At 64.0% G+C, this 21205-nt stretch carries 16 protein-coding genes; 9 read left to right on the forward strand and 7 right to left on the reverse strand.

The features are described from left to right. Positions 1-42: 42 nt before the first annotated feature. Positions 43-936, reverse strand: coding sequence for a LysR substrate-binding domain-containing protein (locus tag WBG56_RS06230; RefSeq protein ID WP_424266315.1), 894 nt, complete (start codon positions 934-936; stop codon positions 43-45). A 196-nt stretch (positions 937-1132) separates the two neighbouring features. On the opposite strand from WBG56_RS06230, the gene WBG56_RS06235 reads away from it, so the two are divergent. The 7 genes from WBG56_RS06235 (at position 1133) to WBG56_RS06265 (ending at position 8586) form a co-directional block, all read left to right on the forward strand. After that, positions 1133-2848 (forward strand): acyl-CoA dehydrogenase family protein, encoded by a 1716-nt coding sequence (locus WBG56_RS06235; RefSeq protein ID WP_424266377.1) that lies wholly within the window; start codon positions 1133-1135, stop codon positions 2846-2848. Between the two features lie 28 nt (positions 2849-2876). Then, the gene (locus tag WBG56_RS06240; protein ID WP_424266317.1) at positions 2877-4064 is read left to right on the forward strand and encodes a CaiB/BaiF CoA transferase family protein; all 1188 of its coding nucleotides are present in this window, start codon (positions 2877-2879) and stop codon (positions 4062-4064) included. A gap of 67 nt (positions 4065-4131) precedes the next feature. Beyond that, positions 4132-5307, forward strand: a complete 1176-nt coding sequence (locus WBG56_RS06245; RefSeq protein ID WP_424266319.1) for an ABC transporter substrate-binding protein — start codon at positions 4132-4134, stop codon at positions 5305-5307. Positions 5308-5360: 53 nt separating this feature from the next. After that, positions 5361-6233: a branched-chain amino acid ABC transporter permease gene (locus WBG56_RS06250; protein WP_424266321.1), complete on the forward strand. Its 873-nt coding sequence runs from the start codon at positions 5361-5363 to the stop codon at positions 6231-6233. Then, positions 6230-7183 carry a branched-chain amino acid ABC transporter permease gene (locus WBG56_RS06255; protein WP_424266323.1) on the forward strand — a complete coding sequence of 318 codons (954 nt, stop codon included), beginning with the start codon at positions 6230-6232 and terminating at the stop codon, positions 7181-7183. The genes WBG56_RS06250 and WBG56_RS06255 overlap by 4 nt, the downstream gene beginning before the upstream one ends. Then, entirely contained in the window at positions 7176-7889 is a 714-nt protein-coding gene (locus tag WBG56_RS06260; RefSeq protein ID WP_424266325.1) for an ABC transporter ATP-binding protein, read from the forward strand. Before WBG56_RS06255 ends, WBG56_RS06260 begins: the two co-directional genes overlap by 8 nt. Beyond that, on the forward strand, positions 7882-8586 hold the full coding sequence (locus WBG56_RS06265; RefSeq protein WP_424266327.1) for an ABC transporter ATP-binding protein: 705 nt from the start codon (positions 7882-7884) through the stop codon (positions 8584-8586). Before WBG56_RS06260 ends, WBG56_RS06265 begins: the two co-directional genes overlap by 8 nt. A gap of 97 nt (positions 8587-8683) precedes the next feature. On the opposite strand, the gene WBG56_RS06270 is transcribed toward WBG56_RS06265, so the two are convergent. Beyond that, complete coding sequence (locus WBG56_RS06270; RefSeq protein ID WP_424266329.1) at positions 8684-9874, reverse strand: acetyl-CoA C-acyltransferase; 1191 nt, start codon at positions 9872-9874, stop codon at positions 8684-8686. A gap of 11 nt (positions 9875-9885) precedes the next feature. Then, positions 9886-12027: a 3-hydroxyacyl-CoA dehydrogenase NAD-binding domain-containing protein gene (locus tag WBG56_RS06275; protein WP_424266331.1), complete on the reverse strand. Its 2142-nt coding sequence runs from the start codon at positions 12025-12027 to the stop codon at positions 9886-9888. Positions 12028-12164: 137 nt separating this feature from the next. Here WBG56_RS06275 and WBG56_RS06280 point away from each other — a divergent pair, with 137 nt between their 5' ends. Continuing rightward, positions 12165-13085 carry a LysR family transcriptional regulator gene (locus tag WBG56_RS06280; protein ID WP_424266333.1) on the forward strand — a complete coding sequence of 307 codons (921 nt, stop codon included), beginning with the start codon at positions 12165-12167 and terminating at the stop codon, positions 13083-13085. Between the two features lie 102 nt (positions 13086-13187). On the opposite strand, the gene htpG is transcribed toward WBG56_RS06280, so the two are convergent. After that, positions 13188-15089, reverse strand: coding sequence for a molecular chaperone HtpG (htpG, locus tag WBG56_RS06285; RefSeq protein ID WP_424266335.1), 1902 nt, complete (start codon positions 15087-15089; stop codon positions 13188-13190). 110 nt (positions 15090-15199) lie between these two features. Then, the gene (locus WBG56_RS06290) at positions 15200-16384 is read right to left on the reverse strand and encodes a mechanosensitive ion channel family protein (protein ID WP_424266337.1); all 1185 of its coding nucleotides are present in this window, start codon (positions 16382-16384) and stop codon (positions 15200-15202) included. 232 nt (positions 16385-16616) lie between these two features. Between WBG56_RS06290 and WBG56_RS06295 the strand changes: the two genes are divergently transcribed. Continuing rightward, complete coding sequence (locus tag WBG56_RS06295) at positions 16617-18692, forward strand: methyl-accepting chemotaxis protein (protein ID WP_424266339.1); 2076 nt, start codon at positions 16617-16619, stop codon at positions 18690-18692. On the opposite strand, the gene WBG56_RS06300 is transcribed toward WBG56_RS06295, so the two are convergent. Both WBG56_RS06300 and WBG56_RS06305 read right to left on the reverse strand, forming a co-directional pair. Then, entirely contained in the window at positions 18667-20340 is a 1674-nt protein-coding gene (locus WBG56_RS06300; protein ID WP_424266341.1) for a thiamine pyrophosphate-binding protein, read from the reverse strand. The genes WBG56_RS06295 and WBG56_RS06300 overlap by 26 nt on opposite strands. Next, positions 20337-21205 (reverse strand): FAD-binding oxidoreductase (locus tag WBG56_RS06305; protein WP_424266343.1); only part of this gene is annotated, 869 nt, incomplete at its 5' end. The genes WBG56_RS06300 and WBG56_RS06305, both read right to left, overlap by 4 nt.

Consider the following 21205-nt stretch of genomic DNA (forward strand, 5'->3'; position numbering starts at 1 on the left):
GCAACGCGGCCCGAAGGACCGGCCGTCCCGGCCTTCGCTCCATCACCAATCCCGGCACAAACCCGCCTGGACATTTTCATCCAGAAAATTCCGGACCAGGATCGAGCGGCTGTCGCTGCGCCAGACGCAATGCGTTTCAGACAGGATGGTGTGATTGTCGATCGGACGGTACACGATGCCGGATTTCCGTAACTGACTCATGGATTTCGGCACCAGAGCGACACCCAGGGACTGACTGGCCATTTCCACAATGGTCAGCCAGTTGCGAACCTCGTGGATGATGTAGGGGCTGAAGCCGGCATTCACGCAGATGGCCATGATGCGGTCGTAATAGTGCGGGGACAGCGTCCTGGGAAACAGCAGGATCGTCTCCGTCCTGAGCGCGCCCACCGGCACGACCGGAGCCCCGGACAGCGTATGGTCCGCCGTCAGACAGCAAATGAAGGGCTCCGCCACGAACAGATGCGTGCTGATGCCCGATTCGTTCTGGTGATTGTGGACGAAGCCGATATCGATCTGCTCTCTTTGCAAAGCTTGCAGTTGCTCACTGGAATTCAGTTCATGCAGCGAGACTTCGACGTCCGGATAGCGGGCCCGATAGGCATGGACCATGTCGTGCATCCCCCGGAACAGCATGGAACTGGCGAAGCCCAGCCGCAAGTGCCCGACGATGCCCTTGGCCACACGTTCCCCGACCTGCTGCATCTCGTCCGCATGGCGCAGCAGTTGCAGGGCCTCCTGGCGGAACAGCCGTCCCGCATCGGTCAGGCTGACGCTTTTATTGGTGCGGATGAACAGCCGGAATCCCAGTTCATTTTCCAACTGCTGGATGCTCATGCTGAGCGGCGGTTGCGAGATGTGCAATTTCTGCGCCGCCCGACTGAAATGAAGTTCTTCGGCCACGGTGATGAAATACCGGATATGCCTGAGGTTCATGGAAATTCACCGCCTTTTCGGCAAAAGTGCCTTGATTTATATAAATAATATATCAAACAATCTACATAATATATTTTACTTATAGTTCGCATCTTGCCAACATCCTCTCAACACACCAGACACGACCCCGATGGAGGACATGATGGGCAAGGCGGAGCATCTTCAACACACGGTCCAGGCCGCGCAGACACGTCAGATGGCGGACGTGCCGGACGCCAGGGGCATCAACGTCTTTGAACGCGACCCCGCGCTGCAAAGCCTGCTCGAGGTCTATCTGCCGCCGGATCTGCGCCGGCACCTGTGGCCGCATTTCCAGGCGCTGGGCGCCGAAGTGGGCGGCAGGCTGGACGAACTGGCCGGCAGCGCAGACAAGCATCCACCCACCCTGCAATACCGCAACCGCCAGGGTTTCGACGAACAGCGCATCCTGAAGCATCCCGACTACGTCCAGCTGGAACGCACAGCCTATTCGGAACTGGGCCTGGCCAGGATGTCCCACGCGCCCGGCGCCCTGGGCTGGCCGGAGGTGATGCCGCCCATGGCGAAATACGCGCTGACGTTCCTGTTCGTGCAGGCCGAATTCGGCCTGTGCTGTCCCGTCAGCATGACCGATTCCCTGACGTACACGATGTGTCGCCATGGGTCTCCCGAGGTGATCGACCGGTACTTCTCCAATCTCACGACCCTGGATTTCGACGCCTTGACTCAAGGCGCCATGTTCATCACCGAACAAGGCGCCGGTTCTGACGTCTCCAGGATCACCACAACGGCTACGCAGAAGGACGGCCAGTGGTTCCTGAGCGGCGACAAATGGTTCTGCTCCAATCCCGATGCCGGGGTCGCCATGGTGCTGGCGCATGTCCAGGGTGCGGCTGACGGCCTGAAGGGTCTGGGCCTATTTCTGATGCCTCGGATCCTGGAAGACGGCACGGCGAATCGCTATCGGATCCTGCGCCTGAAGGACAAAATGGGCACGCGCTCGATGGCCAGCGGCGAAATCGCGCTGGAAGGCGCCCACGCGCACCTGATCGGCGAGGTCGGACGCGGCTTCCAATTGATGGCGGACATGATCAACTGGTCGCGCCTGTCCAACGGCGTGCGGGCGGCTGGCCTGATGCGCCGGGCCGTGAGCGAGGCCCTGTACATCTGCCGCCACCGCCAGGCCTTCAACAAGGCGTTGATCGACATGCCCCTGCAGCGCAAGCAACTGCTGAAGATGATGCTGCCCAGCGAACAGGCGCGCAGCATGATGTTCCAGACGGCCCGCGTCATGCACCTGGCCAGGCAAGGCAACCAAGCCGCGGAAAAATGCCTGCGTATCCTGACGCCGTTGATCAAGTTCCGGGCCTGCCGGGATGCTCGAAAAGTAGCCGGGGACGGCATGGAGATCCGCGGCGGCTGCGGCTTCATCGAGGAATGGTCCGACCCCCGCATACTGCGCGACGCGCACCTGGGGTCGATCTGGGAGGGCACCAGCAACATCGTCGCTCTGGACGTCATCCGGGCCATCCGGCGCAACCAGGGGCTGGACCACCTGCAATGCCACTTGACCGGCCTGCTGCAGGAAGCCGATCACCTGCCAGATGCCTCGCGCCAGGCCCTGGTCGCAAAACTGCAGGCGGTCGCCGCCTTCGCCACTGCCGTCTCCGAAGCCGAAGACGAGCGCGACACCCGCAAGGCGGCGTCCGCGCTATATCACATCGCCACGGCCATCACTATGGCCTGGGAAGCCTCCCGACTGCAGCATAAGGGCTGGGCGCGGCTGGCATGGGCGCATCTGGTGCTGCGCCACCGGCTGAGCGCCACCGACCCGCTGGCCAGCGACTATCCCGCGAGTCATGGGGCAGCCCTGGGCCGTCTGCTGGGCCAGGAACCGCTGACTCAGGCCGACGCCCTCAGCCTGCTGGCCTGAAGCCCCCCACATCGACCAGGACATGACCATGAATACTACCGGAGCCCTGCAAGGCATTCGCGTCATCGATCTAAGCCGCGTGCTGGGAGGGCCGTTCGCCGCCCAGGTCCTGGCGGACCATGGGGCCGATGTCATCAAGATCGAACCACCGGCGGGCGACGACACCCGGCTCTGGGGACCGCCGTTCCGCCAGGGCAGCGCCGCCTATTTCTCGGGGATCAACCGCAACAAGCGCGGCATGGTCGTCGACTTCAGCACCTCCCAGGGGCAGGCGCTACTGCGCACGCTGCTGGAACCGGCGGACGTGCTGATCGAGAATTTCAAGATCGGCACACTGGAAAAATGGGGTCTGAGCGACCTGACCCGGCAATTTCCACGTCTGGTGCATTGCCGCATCTCAGGCTTCGGCGCCGATGGCCCGTTGGGCGCCCTGCCCGGATACGATTCGGTCATCCAGGCCATGGCCGGCCTGATGAGTGTGAATGGCGAAGCCGACGGCACGCCGCTGCGTGTGGGCCTGCCAGTGGTGGACATGGTGACTGGCATGAACGCGGCCATGGGCGTGCTGCTGGCGCTGCAGGCCCGCCACCACAGCGGCCGGGGCCAGTTCATCGAAGCCGCCCTGTACGACAGCGGGGTCTCGCTGCTGCATCCGCACATCCCCAACTACCTATGGTCCGGCAAAGGCCCCCAGCGCACCGGCAATGCACATCCGAACATCACGCCCTACGACGCCTATCAAAGCGCCACCGGCCCCATCTACATCGCAGTCGGCAACAACCGGCAATTCAGCCGCATGTGCGCATTCCTGGGGCTGAACAGCCTGCCGTCCGACGCGCGTTTCGCCGACAACGCCAGCCGCTGCGCCCACCGGCTGGCGCTGAAGGACATCCTGGAACGCGCCCTCGCCCACCAGGACGGCCGCGCGCTCGCCGACCAGATGATCCGCCAGGGCATCCCCTGCGGCCCTATCCAGGACGTCGCGGAGGTGGTGCGCCACCCCCATACCCAACACCGCCGGATGGTGGTTTCAATTGATGACTACCAAGGCATCGCATCCCCCATAAAACTCAGCGGCACGCCGGCCAGCTACCGGTTGGCGCCGCCCAGGCACGGGGAACACAGCCGCGACATCCTGCGGGATTACGGCTTCGACGAACAGCGGATCCAGGCCTTGATCGACAATCGGGCCATCCAGGAAGCCAAGGAGGCGTGAGACATCGCAAAAACTTATACCTGACAGCAGAGAAAAACACGGATTGATCAAAGAGACAGGTGGAGACATGAAATATACATACCGATCACTGGCGGTTGCCGCCGTTATGGCGCTCTGGTCTACAGCTGGCTGGAGTGCGCAAGCCCAGGAAATCAAAGTGGGCTCGGTCATCTCACTGACCGGCAACAACGCGCGAGGCGGCTCGGGCATGCATGAAGGCATGGAAGTGGCCGTCAGCGTATTCAATCAGAGTCAGTCGAAATACAGCATCAAATTGCTCACGATCGACGACGAATCCGACCCGGCGAAAGCCATTTCCGGCGTAGCGCAGCTTTCTTCCCAGCACGTGGTGGCCATCACCGGCGGCGCGACATCCGACCTGGTGGCGCCGGCGGCCGCCGCAGCCAACAAGGTCGGACTGGTGTACATCACGTCCGGCGGCACCAGCAAGGAATTCGTCACCCAGGGATACCGCAAGTTCTTCCGGATCAACAATACGGATGGATATGTCAAAGCCATGACGGGGTTTTTCAAATCCCTGGGCGCAAAGAACCTGTCCGTGGTCTATTCGACGCAAAAATCAACCTTCGAGCTCTCCCGGCTGGTTAAAGAAATCATGGAAGCCCATGGCGCGAAGGTTAATCTGCACGCTTTCGACCCGGGTCTGCGCGACTTCAAGCAGGTCGTCAACAAAGTCAAACTGTTCGACAAGCCAGACGTCATCAACGTCCTGGGATATGAAAACGATTACGTCGGCTTCCTGCGGGCGGCCCGGATCCTGAAGCCGGACGTCAAGGCCATCGTCGGTGTCTGGCAAATCGCCAACGCCAAGATGTCCAAGGAATTCCCCGATCTGGTCGAGCACGTGTCCGGCACGGAAATGCTGCCCTACCCGGTGGAATTCAAAGACGCCGAAGGCCAGCGTTTTGAAAAGGCCTTCAAGCAGCAGTTCAAGCGCAGCCCGGACTACCTGAACGAATACGGGTACGTGCAGTCCACCTTGCTGTTCGAAGCCATTGCCCGGGCTGCGGACAAGGGCGCTTTGGACACACCGGATGGCCTGGCCGATGAAATGCACAAGACGGACCGGCAGACCCTGATCGGCCACATCGTTTTTCAGGACAATGGCGACAACCCGAACTTCATGCCCAACATCGGCCAACACCAGGACGGCAAAGTCGTCCTCGTTTGGCCGCCGGAGGCCGCCAGCGGCACGCTGATGCTGCCAGGGGTTCCCTGGTAGCTCATTCACATCCATGAAAGCCCGCGCTCGGCGCGGGCTACAGGAGACTCATCATGGCTGACCTGATTCTGCAGGCGCTGTTTTCGGGCGTGCTGACCGGTGGCTTCTATGCGCTGGTTGCCCTGGGCCTGGCCCTGGTATTCGGCAACATGAAAATCGTCAATCTGGCACACGGGGAACTGGTCCTCCTGGCCGCCTACGTCGCCTACAGCGGCGAGGCCTGGCTAGGCCTGGACCCCCTGCTCGCCATCCCACTGGCCATGATCGTCGTCTGCGCCGCCGCGGTCTTCATCTACCTGATGGTTGAACGCATCCGTGTCGATCGGGAATTGAATTCTCTGCTCCTGACCTACGGCATCGCAATCGTATTGACCAACACGGTCCTGCTGATCTGGAAATCCGATGTGCATTCCAGCAGCACCCCCTGGTTCCAGGATGCGCTCGTTCTGGGCAATCTGTACAGCATGAACAGCGAATGGCTGTTCTTCCTGGTCAGCGTAGCGCTCCTGCTATTGGGCACATGGTGGCTGCGCAAAAGCTGGTATGGCCGCGCCCTGCGGGCTGTCGCCAGCAACCGGGACGCCGCCAAACTGATGGGGGTCAACCCCCGTCAAACGGAACTGATCTCCTTCGTCATCTCGGGCTTTCTCGCCACCTTTGCCGGCATCGCCCTGTTCAGCACGACCTTCATCCAACCCGAGATCGGCGATGCACTGACGATCAAGGCCTTCATCGTCACTGTGCTGGCCGGCATCGGCTCCATCCCCGGAGTGCTGCTGGGCGCTATTTTGCTGGGCATCGTCGAATCGCTGACCACCGCGCTCTTCAGTTCTTCGTTGCAGGAACTGGCCGCCATGGTGCTGTTCCTGCTAGTTCTGTTTGTCATGCCGAACGGCTTGTTCGGCCAAAAAAGGAGAACCGCATGAACCAGAAATTCATGACGATTCCGGCCACGTTAATCGTCTTCTACGGCATCATCCCACTGACGCTGGGCGACAACTTCTACCTGTACAGCCTGCTGATCGCCGCATTGGTCATCGCAGCCGTCGCCACCGCTTGGTCGCTGCTCAGCAACCTGGGCGGGATGATGAGTTTCGGCCATGCCGCGTTCTTTGGCGTCGGCGCCTACACATCCGCGCTGCTCAGCATGCAATTGCATCTGCCCGTTCTGATGTCCATGGTGCTCGCCGCAGCATGCACCGCCCTGATATCTCTGGTCATGCTGCCCGCCTTGCGGCTCTCGGGGGCGCACTTCGCCCTGGCCATCCTGGCGTACGCACACATTTTCCGCATCATCGCCACCGAATGGCGCAGTCTCACAGGCGGCGCAGGCGGCCTGACGGCCATCCCCAGCCTACCCACCGTCCTGGGACTCGATCTAGGCAGCAACATCGGCAGCTACCTGCTCATCCTGACCCTCGTGCTGCTGTTCGTCGTTGCCTACTACCTGATCAGCAGGAGCCACTATGGATTGGCCCTGAAGGCCATGCACGAATCCGAAGCCGCCACTCGCGTCGTCGGAGTGAACAGCAACTGGCTGAAGACATTGATGCTGCTGGTATCCGCGTTCATGACAGGACTGGCGGGAGCCTTTAATGCGCATCACATCAATTTTCTGGAACCCTCCTATGCCTTCGATGCCAGCTGGACGCTGATTCCGATCATTGCCGCCATCTGTGGCGGCTACCGCAGCATCGCCGGCCCGCTGGTGGGCGCGGTCGTGATTTATCTGCTGGATCAACTGGTCTTCAAGAACCTGATCCCCACCGGCCACCAGATCATCCTCGGCGCCGTACTGGTCGTCATGATCATCTACCGTCCCGCAGGCTTGATCAGCATGACCAAACTCTGGAAGCGGGAGCTGCGCCATGCTTGAGATCCGCGACATCACGATCCGCTTCGGCGGCCTGACCGCCGTCAACCAGGTCAATTTCCAAATGCAGGCCAACGAAGTGGTGGGCCTCGTCGGCCCGAACGGGGCGGGGAAAACCACACTCTTCAACGCCATTTCCGGCTTGGTGCGCCCTTCATCGGGGCAGATCACCTTCCAAGGGCGCGATATCCTGAAGATGCCCCAATACCAGCGGGCCAGGCTTGGCATCGGCCGTTCCTTTCAGATCCCGCAACCGATGCACGAACTGACCGTGCGGGAAAACCTGATTGTGGCGCAACGATTCGGAACCGGCACAGTAGACCCGGAAAAACTCGAGGAACTCTTGCAGCTGATGAGTCTGGACAGGAAAGCCCATGCCGCCGCGGCAAAGGACCTGGCCCTGACGGAACTCAAGGCGCTGGAAGTCGCCAAAGCGCTGGCGACCGAGCCACAAATGCTATTGCTGGACGAAGTCCTGGCCGGACTGGAAGTCAATGGCAAGGCGCTGTTCATGAAATTATTGAAGACCATTCAACAATCGCGCGGGATCGGGATCCTGATCATCGAGCACGACATCGAAACCATCATGCGGCTCTGCGACCGGGTCTGCGTGCTCGATTTCGGACAGTTGATCGCAGACGGCAAACCAGACACCGTTTTCAAGCTGCCGGAGGTGATCCGCAGCTACACCGGGGAAGCCCATGCTTGAAGTCGAAAACATCCGCGCCGGCTACGGGGACATCAATATTCTGTGGGATGTGTCCGTCACTTTCGAAACCGGCAAACTGACTACGATCATCGGCACGAACGGCGCTGGAAAAACCACGCTCCTGCGCGCCATCCTGGGGCTGATCCCCCTGAGCCAAGGCCGGATCGCTCTGGACGACCAGCCGCTGGACAAGCTCAGCACCTGGGATTTGACCGAACAGGGGATTTCTCTGATCCCCGAGGGCCGCATGGTCTTCAAGGAAATGTCCGTCGAGGAAAACCTGCAGATGGGCGCCTACCCGCGCAGAAGCCGGATGCAGGTCGGCAGCAATCTCGAGCGGGTGTACCAGCGATTCCCCAAGTTGAAGGAACGGCGGCGGCAATTGGCGGGATCGTTATCCGGCGGCGAGGCGCAAATGCTGGCCATGGGCCGGGGCCTGATGTCCGAACCGCAAATCATCCTGATCGACGAGCCATCACTGGGTCTGGCTCCCGTCATCGTGAACGATATTTTTGCGATCCTCAAAACACTCAAGGACGAAGGCAAGACGATCGTGCTCGTCGAGCAAAACACCCATCGTGCAGTGGGGATCGCCGATCACGTCTACCTGATGCAAAGCGGCAAGATCATCTTGTCTCAAGAAGCCGACACCGTAGATCTCGACGCCTTACACAAGCTGTATTTCGCGCAAGCCTGACCCGCCAATCGGGAAGCAGCCGACATCTCCGCTGGCCGTTTCCCGGATTAAGGCGTGGAAGGTTACGTCATAATCTTCCACGCACATCAACGACACATCAGAAAATCTCGAACAGCCCCGCCGCGCCCATGCCCCCGCCGATGCACATGGTGGCGACGGCATACTTCACGCCGCGCCGCTTGCCTTCCAGCAGGATGTGGCCGGCCAGGCGCGCGCCGGTCATGCCGAAGGGGTGGCCGATGGAAATCGCGCCGCCATTGACGTTCAGCAGTTCATGCGGAATGCCCAGCGTGCGCTGGCAATACAGGGCCTGGGACGCGAAGGCCTCGTTCAATTCCCACAAGCCGATGTCATCCATCTTCAGGCCGTAGCGCTGCAGCAGGCGCGGCACGGCGAAGACCGGGCCGATGCCCATTTCGTCGGGTTCGCAGCCGGCGATGGCCAGGCCCCGGAACGCGCCCAGGGGTTCCAGGCCCAGGCGCTCGGCTTCCCGGGCCTCGACCATCACACAGGCTGAAGCGCCATCGGACAACTGGGACGCATTGCCCGCCGTGATGAACTGGTCCGGCCCCATGACCGGAGCCAGCTTCGCCAGACTGTCGATCGTCGTGCCCGGCCGGTTGCAGGTATCGTGATCCACGGTGACTTCGACCTGAGAGACCGCGCCGGTTTCCTTGTCCTTGACAGCCATGGTGGTCGCGCAGGCGATGATTTCGTCCCGGAATACTCCGTTTTCCTGAGCCTGGGCGGTGCGCCGCTGGCTTTCGGCCGCGAAACGGTCCTGGTCCTCGCGCGAGACCCCGTAGCGGCGGGCGACGATGTCGGCCGTCTGGATCATGGACAGATACAGTTCCGGCTTATGTTCCGCGATCCAGGGATCGATGCCGGTCGATCCGGCATCGGTGGCGCTGCGACCCTGGATCTGCGAGCAGCTTTCCACCCCGCCCGCGATCATGGCAGGCACGCCTTCCAGCACGATGCGCCCCGCCGCCATGGCGATGGCCTGCAGGCCGGAGGCGCAGAAGCGATTGACGGTCGTGCCCGCCACCGTGACGGGCAAGCCGGCGCGGATCACGGTCTGGCGGGCGACGTTGCGCCCTGTCGTGCCTTCCGGATAGCCGCAGCCCAGGATCATGTCCTCGAACAGCGCCGGATCGACGCCGGAGCGCTGGACCGCGGCCCGCACGGCGAACGCGGCCAGGGTGGGGCCCGGCGTGATGTTGAATTCGCCCCGATGCGCCTTGGTCAGCGGCGTCCGGGCCGTGGAAACGATGACGGCTTCTCGCATGATGATTCTCCTCAGCCCTGTTCCGGCCGGTTCAAGTCGTTGAAATTCTTGCCCTGCCCGACCAGTTCGACGAGCAGCGGCGATGGTGTCCAGAAATGAGGGTCTTCCGCGGCGAATGCGCGGATATCGGCCAGGACCCTGTCCAGCCCGACTTCGTCGGCATACTGCAATGGCCCGCCGCGATAGCGCGGGAACCCATAGCCATACAGCATGGCCACATCCACATCCGAGGGCCTCAGGGCGACGCCCTGGTGCACGACGTCGGCGGCCTCGTTGATCATGGCGGCCATGTAGCGGCGCAGGATGTCTTCGTCCGAAAACCGGCGCGGGGCCGCGCCCATGTCCCGCCGTTCCTGGTCCACGATCGCCAGGACTTCAGGATCTTCCTGCCCTGTCCGGCTACCCTCCGGGTACACATACCAGCCGCGACCGGTCTTCTGGCCGAACCAGCCGCGTTCGCACAAACGGTCGGCGATGGGCACATAGCGCAGATCGGGATCGCGGGTCGCGGCCCGGCGCTTGCGCGTCGCCCAGCCGATATCGCCGCCGGCCAGGTCCATCATCTGATAGGGGCCCATGGGAAAACCGAAATCCCGCACCGCCTGATCGATCTGATAGGGCGATGCGCCATCGGCCAGCAGGTAGTCTGCGGCCTGGCGATAGACGGCCAGGATCCGGTTGCCGATGAAGCCGTCGCACACGCCCGCCCGCACGGCGACTTTCTTCAGGCGACGGGCCAGGGCGAAGCCCGTGGCGACGACATCGTCCGCCACCTGATCCGGCACGACGATTTCCAGCAGCTTCATGATGTTGGCCGGCGAAAAGAAGTGCAGCCCGATGACATCCTGCGGACGGGACACGGTATTCGCCAGGCGATTGACGTCCAGATAGGACGTATTGGTCGCCAATACCGCGCCGGGCTTGCAGACCCGATCCAGTTCGGCGAAGACGGCCGATTTCACCGCCATGTCCTCGAATACGGCCTCCACCACCAGATCCACGTCCGCCAGGGCTTGATAGTCCGTGGCGCCGGACCACAAGCCCAGACGGCGATCGCGCTCGGCGGCATCCAGGCGGCCGCGCCCCACCAGGCGGTCATAAACCTTGGCCACGTTAGCCCGGCCGCGTTCCAGGCTGGGCGCGTCGCGTTCGATCATGACCACCGGCAGCCCCGCGTCCAGCATGGCGACGGCGATCCCGGCCCCCATGGTGCCCCCGCCGACGACCCCGACCCGATCGACCGTCCGCGGTCGGGCACGGCCTGCTTCGGGCGCCTTGGCCGCCTCGCGTTCGGCGAAGAAGGCATGGACCAGGGCCCGGCGCTGCGGCGTGTCCAGGCACTGCATGAAATACTCCCGCTCAAGACGCAGGCCTTCGTCGAAGGTCCGGTCCAGCACGGCCTCGACGGCATCGACGATGCGGACCGGAGAGAACAGCCCTCGATACTTCCTGTCCAGCGTGGCGCGCGCCGTCTGGATCACCTGCAGCGCGGCGGGAACGTCCGCCCTGGCAATCTCCCGACTCCGCGTCGGACGCACCGTCCCGCCGGCCGCCAACAGCTCAAGGACATAGGCCAGGCCCGCCTCTGCTGGGTCCGCCCCGGGGTCTCCCAGTCGATCGACCAAACCCAGGGTCAGCGCCTGCTGCGCCCTAATGGGCTTGCCTGTCAGCATCAGATCCAGGGCTGCCTCGAACCCCATCAGGCGCGGCGCACGCTGCGTGCCGCCTGCGCCCGGCAGCAGACCCAGCGTGACTTCGGGCAAGGCGAAGCGGGCCTGCGGCAGCGCCAGCCGGTAGTGAGCCGCCAGTACGACTTCCAGGCCGCCCCCCAGAGCGGCCCCCTGCACAGCCACGATCACAGGCTTGGCGCAGGCTTCAATGCGATTGCAGACATCCGTCAGCAAGGGCGCCTGCGGCGCCTGACCGAATGCGCGGATATCGGCGCCCGCGATGAAGTGACGGCCCGCGCCCAGCAACAGCACCGCATGGACCTCCGGATCGTTGTCGGCCGCCTCGACGGCGGCCAGCAGCCCCCGGCGCACATCCACTCCCAGCGCATTGACGGGAGGGTGGTCGATCGTGACGATGCACACGAGCCCCTCCCGACGGGAGGTGACGACGTCCTGCGCCGGGCGTTGTTGGGAAATGGTCATCCGGGACTCTCCGTGCGTCATACGCTGTTCCATACGCACGCATCGGGCGTGCCATCCAGACAGCCATTCTTGCACTGGTGATTAGGCTTTACAATTACATTGATCGTTGACAGACCGTCAAATTAAATTTGACAATCATGATGAATCCTACCTCTTTGAACGCGGAATCCCTGGTGTTCCTGGCGGACATCCTGGATGCGGGAAACCTCAGCGCCGCCGCCCGCCGGCTGAAAATGACGCGGGCCAACGTCAGCTACCACCTGAACCGCCTGGAACAATCGCTGGGGCAGCAACTGGTGCGCCGCACCACCCGGCGCACAGAGCCCACGGAAGTCGGTCTGCGGCTCTATGAACATGGCTGCCGGATCCGCACCGAACTGGCCATGGCCCAGGATTCCGTGCGAGAACTGGGGCAGCAGCTGCGCGGGCGGCTGCGCCTGAGCATTCCCAGCGGCTTCGGGCTGACGGTGATGGGCCCCTGGCTGCTGGATTTCAAGCGTCAATACCCCGGCATCGTCCTGGACGTCACATTTGAAAACCACCTGCCTGACCTGTTGCGCGACGAAACCGACATTTCCGTGCGGGTCATGTCCAATCCTCCGCAGAACCTGGTGGCCCGCTCGCTGGGACCGGTGCGACACGTGGCCTGCGCGACACACAGCTACGTGGCCCGGCATGGCCTGCCGGCATCCCTGGAAGACCTGCCCTCGGCGCCCGTCATCACGTCGGGCGTGGTGGGGCGCCAGCTGCGCCTGTCCGCCTATCGCGACCAGCAGCGCCAGGAAGTCCTGCTGGAGCCCACCCTGATGTCGGAAAATTTCCAGTTCCTGCATCAGGCCATCATGGACGGGCTGGGCATCGGCATCGTCCCGGATTACCTGGTGCAGGACGAGATCGAGCACGGGGCCGTCCAGACCGCCCTGAACGACTGGCAACTGAGCATCTTCGGCACGGAAATGTACCTGCTCTACATGCCCAACCGATATCACACGCGGGCCACGTCGGTGTTCATCGAAACCATCCTGGCCCGCGCGCAGGCCCGACTGGCGCCGGCATGAAAAGGGCCGCGCCTGGGGCCTCTGCTGCCCACCTCGCGGCCTGCATGCCGCTCGGATTCGTCAGGCGCGGTACAGTCCGCAGGGACTGCACCGCGTCCGGACTCATCCCAGCAGCAGCGCATTCATGCGCTTGACGAAGGAAGCCGGATCCTTCAGCGCCGCGCCCTCGGCCAGCATGGCCTGGTCCAGCAGCAGTTCCGCCCAGTCGCCGAACGAAGCGTCGGGCTGCGCCTCCAGGCGTTTCACCAAGGCATGCTGCGGATTGACTTCCAGGATGGGCTTGACGTCGGGCGCTTCCTGGCCGGCGGCCTTCAGCATGCGCAGCAGGTGCGGGCTGAGCTCGTTTTCATCGACCACCACGCAGGCGGGCGAATCGACCAGTCGAGCCGTGGCGCGGACCTCCTTGACCCGATCGCCCAGCGCCGCCTTCAGGCGCTCGATGGTCGGCTTGAAGGCTTCCGCGGCCTCGGCCTGCTGCTTCTTTTCTTCCTCGTCGGCCAGCGCGTCCAGGTCCAGCCCGCCCTTGGCGACGGAGGCCAGGGACTTGCCCTCGAATTCACGCAGATAAGACAGCATCCATTCATCCACGCGGTCGGACAGCAGCAGGACTTCCAGGCCCTTGCGGCGGAAGACTTCCAGGTGCGGACTGTGCGCGGCGGCGGCGTAGGAATCGGCGCTGAGATAGTAGATCTTGTCCTGGCCGTCCTTCATGCGGGCGATGTAGTCCGCCAGGGAGACGGTCTGCGCCGGGCTGTCGGACTGGGTGGACGCGAAACGCAGCAGGCCGGCGATGCGGTCCTTGTTGGCGGGGTCCTCGCCGATGCCTTCCTTCAGCACCTGGCCGAACTGGGACCAGAATTCCGCATAGGCCTCGGGCTGATCCTTGACCAGGTCCTCGATCAGACCCAGGATGCGCTTGGCGGAACCATCGCGGATGGCGCGCACGTCGCGGCTTTCCTGCAGGATCTCGCGCGAGACGTTCAGCGGCAGGTCGGCCGAGTCCACCACGCCGCGCACGAAGCGCAGATAGGCCGGCAGCAGTTGTTCGGCATCGTCCATGATGAAGACGCGCTTCACGTACAGCTTCACGCCCCGGCGGGCGTCGCGGTCGTACAGGTCGAAGGGCGCGCGCTTCGGGACATACAGCAGCTGGGTGTATTCACTGCGCCCCTCGACGCGGTTGTGCGTCCAGGCCAGCGGGTCCTCGAAATCGTGGGCGACGTGCTTGTAGAACTCTTTGTACTGCTCGTCCGTGATGTCCGACTTGGACCGCGTCCACAGGGCATTGGCCTGGTTCACGGTTTCCCATTCGTCCTTGGTCACCTGTTCGGATTTTTCCGCATCCCATTCTTCCTTCAGCATCTGGATGGGCAGGGAGATATGGTCGGAATAGCGGCGCAGCACCTCGCGCAGTTTCCAGCCGGACAGGAATTCGTCCTCATCGGCGCGCAACGTCAGGGTGACGGACGTGCCGCGCTGTTCCCGGTCGATCGCCGACACGGAAAATTCGCCCTGGCCATCGGATTCCCACAGGACGCCTTCGGCGGCCGGCAGGCCGGCGCGGCGGCTGCGCACGGACACTTTGTCCGCAACGATGAAGGATGAATAGAAACCCACGCCGAACTGGCCGATCAACTGAGCATCCTTTTGCTTGTCGCCGGTCAGCTGGGAAAAGAATTCGCGCGTGCCGGAACGGGCGATGGTGCCCAGGTTGGCGATGGCCTCGTCGCGCGACAGACCGATGCCGTTGTCGCTGATGGTGATGGTGCGGGCGGCCTTGTCGAATTCCACCCGGATGCGCAGATCGCCGTCGCCTTCCAGCAATTCCGGCTGGTCGATGGCCTCGAAGCGCAGCTTGTCGCAGGCGTCCGACGCGTTGGACACGAGTTCGCGCAGGAAAATTTCCTTGTTGCTGTACAAGGAATGGATCATCAGATGCAGCAGCTGTTTGACTTCGGCCTGAAATCCCAGGGTTTCAGCCGTTTGCGTATCGGTTTGGCTCATGATTCGGGTATCTGGTGGTTCGTTGAATCGCAAGACGCCCTTGCCTGCACGCCGGCAGGGCATGCGGCAGGGCGGACTATTCAGCTAGCTGGGGGCGGACGCAGCGGTTTTCAAGCCCCCGGGACAGGCGGCAGGCTGGGCGGCATGGGCGGCAATGAACCGCGTCCGGGCGCCTCGCCGATCGCATCCGGCGCGGCCTGCCCGCGCAACTGCGGCATCTCCACGGTGGATACCGGGCCGGTCATGCGGGCGCCATGCCGCCGGATGATGTCGGCGATGCGCAGCAGCACGTCTTCCTGCACGTTCATGTAATCGTTGTAGTCCGTGCTGACGGTGAAGGCGTACAGGGACAGCTTCAGCGAATAGGTCCCGCAGCTGCTGAAGTTGAAGGCGAAAAAATCATGCTTGATGCCCGGGTGTTCGCGCAGCAGCGCCCGGCCGTCGGCCACGATGCCGGGGACGGCATCGATGTCGGCATAGCGGATGTGGATGTCCTCCATGATGCGCCGGCTGGTCATCCGCGTATGGTTGATGACCGGCTGGGTATTGAACATCGCATTGGGCACGTAGAAGGGTTTGCAGTCGAAGCCGATCAGGCGGGTGGCGCGCCAGCCGATATGCTCCACCCCGCCCATCAGGTCCGTGCCGGGGATGATGATGTATTCGCCGACCTTGAAGGGCCGGCTGGCGAAGATCGTCAGGCCGCCCAGCAGATTGGCCACCAGGCTTTGCGCCGCGAAACCGACGGCGATGCCGCCCATGCCGCCGAACGCCAGCAGGCCGGCGATGGAAAATCCCAGGGCCTGCATCATCATCAGGATGGCCGTGATGACGATCGAAGCCTTGGTCAGCTTGCCGATGGCATCGGCCGCCGTGGGGTCCAGCTCGCGGCCGCGATCCCGCGCCCGGGCCAACAGGTTGAACTGGATCTGGTTGACGGCCCGCAGCAGGAACCACATCACCACCGTGATCACCATCACATCGCGCACCGGCCCCAGTCCGTGCGCCAGCAGGGAGTCCTGCTGCAGCGCCCCGCCGCGCTGCACCAGCATCTGCCCGGCCAGCGAAATGCCCAGCACCCAGATCAGGATCTGCACCGGAAGGGACGCGCCCGACGACAGGCCATGCGTCCAGACATGGCGCACCGGATGCAAGCGGTCCGCCAGGCGGGTCAGCACGACGCGCAGCACGGCGCCCGCCGCCAAAGAACCCAGCACCGCCGCAAAGACCAGAATGGCCGCCTGCCACTCCTGGTAGATCATCAGCACTTGTTGAAATAGGGTATTGGAAGTCAATTCAATCGGCCTCACATCGAAGTTCCATGCGTTTCCAGTGTAAAGGCCGCGCCCGGCCCGATTCAAACCCGGCCCCCGCCCAAAGTGAAACCGCCGGTATTTCCCACGGCAAATAAGCTGTATTTCGTGCCGGTCATTCCCTGATCGCGGCCAACCACGTACCGTTACGCTACAAGAACAGGCTGGCGCCACAGCGTCCGCCTGACAATACATGGCTGTCCGGAGACCCTTCATGTCCACACGACCCCGCAGCACAGGCCGCATGTCCCGCGCCACCCTCGGCACTCAACTCTTCGTGGCCGCTACCCTGATGACCGTGCTGGTCATGGCGATCCTGGCCTCCATCATCACCTGGCAAAGCCGGCAGACGGCGATCGACAACGTCAGCGCGGCCAACCGCATGGGCCTGCAGGACTACGACCGGATCCTGCAACTGATCTTCGACATCGGCCGCAACCGCAATCAGTCTCTCTATCCGGTGCTGGTGCGCTACATGGGCGGGGTCCCCGAACCCACCGGGCAGACCGACAATGGCCTGCCCGTCTTCGCCGCCAACGGCAAGCCGCTCAATGGCAACCAGGCCCTGATGCGCAGCGTCACCGGCATGACCGCCGAAATCTATGCCCGCACGGACAAGGGCTGGACACGCATCGCCAGCGCCTATCAAGACGATCCCGACCATGCCCTGGGCCAGACGCTCAATCCGTCGGACCCCATCGCCCAGGCCCTGGATCGCGGCACGATCACCGATGTCCCCGAGCTCGTCGACCAGAAATGGCACCTGGTCACCACCAACCCGCTCAAGGACAAAGACGGCAAGGTCTATGGCGGCATCGTCGACCGCCTGGACATCAGCGCCCAGCTCGACCCGGTCCTGAAGGACCTGACGGCCACCAAACTGGCCGATCACGGCCAATTATTCGTCATCCGCCCGACCCTGGACGGCAAAGACTGGATTCGCGTCGCCGGCCTGTTCGGCAAGCCAGGCGATCTCCTGAGCGCCGGGAATCCGCCGGCCGATTTTGCCACGATGAACCAGGCTTTCCAGAGCGCCCCCCTCGGGGCGCAGGAAGTCTTCGTCATGCAGCAATCCATCTTCCTGTCGTGGAAAGCCATCCCCAACTGGAACTGGGTCATCTATGGCTTCGGCCCGGTCAACGACTACCTGGCCCACAGCAACCGTGAAATGTGGATCCAGCTGGGCCTGATGCTGGCCGGAACCCTGCTGATCGCGCTGGCGATTTTCTGGCTGGCGCGCCGCATCCTGGCGCCCGTGCACGGGGTCGTGACCGGCATGCACAGGCTGGGCACGGGCAACCTCGGCCAGGACGTCCCCGACAGCCCGTCCAACAGTCGCAGCGAAGTCCACCAACTGCAAAACAGCCTGCGCGACACACAGGACGCCTTGCGCCGCATGATCCGCCAGGTGCGCCACAGCGTCGGCGAAATCCACACCGGGGCGCGCGAGATCGCGGTCGGCAACACGGACCTGTCCAGTCGCACCGAAGAACAGGCCGCTTCCCTGCAGGAGACCGCCGCCAGCATGGAAGAACTGGCATCCACCGTGCGCCAGAATGCGGACAACGCCCGCCAGGCCAATGAACTGGCGGCGGGGGCATCCGGCACCGCCCACCAGGGCACACAGGCCGTGGAAGACATGGTCGCCACCATGCAGCGCATCGCCGACAGTTCCGCCCGCATCACCGACATCATCGGCGTGATCGACAGCATCGCCTTCCAGACCAACATCCTGGCGCTGAATGCCGCCGTCGAAGCCGCCCGTGCCGGCGAACAGGGCAAAGGCTTCGCCGTGGTCGCCTCCGAGGTCCGCGCCCTGGCCCAGCGTTCCGCCGACGCCGCCCGCGAAATCAAGCAGCTGATCGAAACGGCCTCCCAGGAAGTGCGATCCGGCACCCAGCAGGCCGGCCAGGCAGGGGCCATCATGCAGGACGTGATGGCCGCCGTGGACCGCGTCACCCGCATCATGGGGGAAATCGCCTCGGCATCGAACGAGCAGTCCACCGGCATCGACCAGGTGAATCTGGCCGTCACGCAGATGGACCAGGTCACCCAACAGAACGCCGCCCTGGTGGAGCAGGCGGCAGCCGCCGCCGATTCGCTCAGCGAACAGGCCAATCACCTGGCCGACAGCGTGGCCGTGTTCCAGACGGGGACGGACGACTCGCCTATCCTGACGAAGGCCCTGCCGGATCGCACCGCGGAGGCTTCGCCGGGTCGCGCCGCGCTGCCGCACCAGTCACGGCAAGGGCAACGCGACGATGTCAGCCGCCTGCCCTCAGGCGGCTGAGCGTCATGGTCGGCGTGATGGCCTCCGGATCCAACAGGCAATGCAGAATCGATGGCAGGCCGCTGTCCAGGGCCCGCTGCAGGGCGGGTGCGAATTCCTCGGTGGTTTCGACCCGTTCGCCATGGCCGCCGAAAGCGCGCGCATAGGCGGCGAAATCCGGATTGCGCAGCATCGTGGCCGACACCCGGCCCGGATAACGCCGCTCCTGGTGCATGCGGATCGTGCCCAGCATCCCATTGTCGATCAGGATCACAATGATCGGCAGGCCATATTGCACGGCGGTGGCGAACTCCTGGCCATGCATCATGAAGCAGCCATCCCCCGCGAAACAGACCACGCGCCGGCCCGGATGCAGGCGCTGCGCGGCCACGGCCGCCGGCAGGCCGTAGCCCATCGAGCCGGACGTCGGCGCAAGCTGCGTGCCATAGTCCCGAAAACGATAGAAGCGATGCAGCCAGGTGGCATAGTTGCCGGCCCCGTTGCTCAGGATCGCGTCGTCGGGCAGCACTGCATTCAGATGCGCCATCACCGGTCCCATCTGCAGCGGCCCGGGATGCCGCACGGCGGACGGGTCGCTCCAGGCCTGGCGGTCCGCATGCAACCGTTCGCAGCGCGCCCGGCGCGATGCCGTGGCGGTCGGCGCCAGCGGATCGACGGCGCGCAGCCAGTCGCCCGGCGCGCATGCCATGGCCACGTCCGCCTGGTAGACGCGATTCAGTTCGCCCACATCGGGATGCACGTGGACCAGGACCTGTGACGGATTCGGAATGTCGAGCAAGGTGTAGCCCTGGCTGGGCACCTCGGAGAGACGCCCGCCCACGGCCAGGATCAGGTCCGATTCGCGGATGGCCGCCAGCAGCCGGGGGTCGGCGCCCAGCCCCAGATCGCCGATGAAGCAGGGGTGATCCACGGGACACAGCATCTGGCGGCGGAACTGCACCGCCACCGGCATCGCGTGGCGCTGGGCAAAGGCGCCGAACGCCCGCACGGCTTCCGCATCCCAGCGGCTGCCGCCCAGGATCGCCAGAGGGCGCTCGGCGCGCGCCAGCCTGTCGCCCAGGTCCCGCACCTGCGCCGGCGCAGGCAGCGTCTGCGGCGCCCGGCAGGGCCTTGCATCGGCCACGGCGACGGTTTCCTCCAGCATGTCTTCCGGCAACGCCAGCACCACCGGGCCGGGCCGCCCGGAGATCGCCACATGGAAGGCACGCGACAGGTATTCGGGGATGCGCTCGGCCTGATCGATCTCCGCCGCCCATTTGACCTGCGTGCCGAACACGGCGCCATAGTCCATTTCCTGGAAGGCCTCGCGCCCGCGCATGGCCCGGTCGATCTGCCCCACCAGCAGGATCATCGGCGTGGAATCCTGCGACGCCACATGCACGCCCGCAAAAGCGTTCGTGGCGCCGGGCGCGCGCGTCACCAGGCAGATGCCGGGCCTGCCGGTCAGCTTGCCATAGGCTTCGGCCATGATGGCCGCCCCGCCCTCCTGGCGACAGACCGTGACCTGGATGTCGGCATCGACCAGGCCGTCGAGCACGGGCAGATAGCTTTCCCCCGGCACGCAAAACACATGGTCGACGCCCTGGATGCGCAACTGGTCCACCAGGACGTGGCCGGCCGGACGCGCCGGCAAGGATGACGGATTCATGATGCTTTTTCTCCCAACGGATGCGACAACGGTTGCGCGCCATGCCTGCCCAGGACCTTGCCCGGATTCATGATGCCCTGCGGGTCCAGGGCGGCCTTGATGCGATGCATCAGGGCCATCTCCACCGGGTCCTTGAATTCAGGCAGGGCATCGCGCTTCAACTGCCCCACCCCGTGTTCCGCGCTGATCGATCCGCCCACGGCATGCACCCGGTGGTGCACCAGCGCATAGACGTCGTCCTGGCGCGCCAGGAGCTGCCCTTCGGCCCAATCCGCCCCGCGCGCCACGTTGTAGTGCAGGTTGCCATCGCCCAGGTGCCCGAAGATCACGTGCCGGATGCCCGGAAACGCCGCCTGCAGGGCCGCATTCGTGCCCACGACGAATTCCGCCATGCGCGACACCGGAATCGACACGTCGTGCTTCACATCCTCGCCCGACATTCTGCCGGCCAGGGGGATGCTTTCGCGCAGGTGCCACAGGGCATGGCTTTGCGCCATGGATTCCGCGATCACCGCATCCTGCACGCAGCCGGCCTCGATGGCCTCGCCGATGACGACCTCGAAACGTTCGCGGGCGTGGGCTTCGGATTCGCTGTCGGACAGCTCCAGCAAGGCGAACCAGGGCAGCTCGGCCGAGGCGCCCTCGAAGGGCAGGCGCTGTTGCGGAAAACAGCGCACGACGTCTTGCAGGCAGTTGCCCGCCATCAGCTCAAAGCCGGTCAGCGACGCCCCCAGGCCGGCCCGGGCCCGCCCCAGCATGACGATGGCCGACTCGATGGAATCCAGCGCCAGCAGCGCCGTGCAGCGCGCCACCGGCAGCGGGTGCAGCTTCAGCGTGGCCGCCGTGATCACCCCCAGCGTGCCCT

The organism is Castellaniella sp., assembly GCF_049671645.1.
Classification (GTDB): domain Bacteria; phylum Pseudomonadota; class Gammaproteobacteria; order Burkholderiales; family Burkholderiaceae_B; genus Castellaniella.

Coding starts and splice junctions, on each gene's coding strand:
- WBG56_RS06230 (WP_424266315.1), bottom strand. CDS start 936: ATGAACCTCAGGCATATCCGGTATTTCATCACCGTGGCCGAAGAACTT.
- WBG56_RS06235 (WP_424266377.1), top strand. CDS start 1,133: ATGGCGGACGTGCCGGACGCCAGGGGCATCAACGTCTTTGAACGCGAC.
- WBG56_RS06240 (WP_424266317.1), top strand. CDS start 2,877: ATGAATACTACCGGAGCCCTGCAAGGCATTCGCGTCATCGATCTAAGC.
- WBG56_RS06245 (WP_424266319.1), top strand. CDS start 4,132: ATGAAATATACATACCGATCACTGGCGGTTGCCGCCGTTATGGCGCTC.
- WBG56_RS06250 (WP_424266321.1), top strand. CDS start 5,361: ATGGCTGACCTGATTCTGCAGGCGCTGTTTTCGGGCGTGCTGACCGGT.
- WBG56_RS06255 (WP_424266323.1), top strand. CDS start 6,230: ATGAACCAGAAATTCATGACGATTCCGGCCACGTTAATCGTCTTCTAC.
- WBG56_RS06260 (WP_424266325.1), top strand. CDS start 7,176: ATGCTTGAGATCCGCGACATCACGATCCGCTTCGGCGGCCTGACCGCC.
- WBG56_RS06265 (WP_424266327.1), top strand. CDS start 7,882: ATGCTTGAAGTCGAAAACATCCGCGCCGGCTACGGGGACATCAATATT.
- WBG56_RS06270 (WP_424266329.1), bottom strand. CDS start 9,874: ATGCGAGAAGCCGTCATCGTTTCCACGGCCCGGACGCCGCTGACCAAG.
- WBG56_RS06275 (WP_424266331.1), bottom strand. CDS start 12,027: ATGACCATTTCCCAACAACGCCCGGCGCAGGACGTCGTCACCTCCCGT.
- WBG56_RS06280 (WP_424266333.1), top strand. CDS start 12,165: ATGATGAATCCTACCTCTTTGAACGCGGAATCCCTGGTGTTCCTGGCG.
- htpG (WP_424266335.1), bottom strand. CDS start 15,089: ATGAGCCAAACCGATACGCAAACGGCTGAAACCCTGGGATTTCAGGCC.
- WBG56_RS06295 (WP_424266339.1), top strand. CDS start 16,617: ATGTCCACACGACCCCGCAGCACAGGCCGCATGTCCCGCGCCACCCTC.
- WBG56_RS06300 (WP_424266341.1), bottom strand. CDS start 20,340: ATGAATCCGTCATCCTTGCCGGCGCGTCCGGCCGGCCACGTCCTGGTG.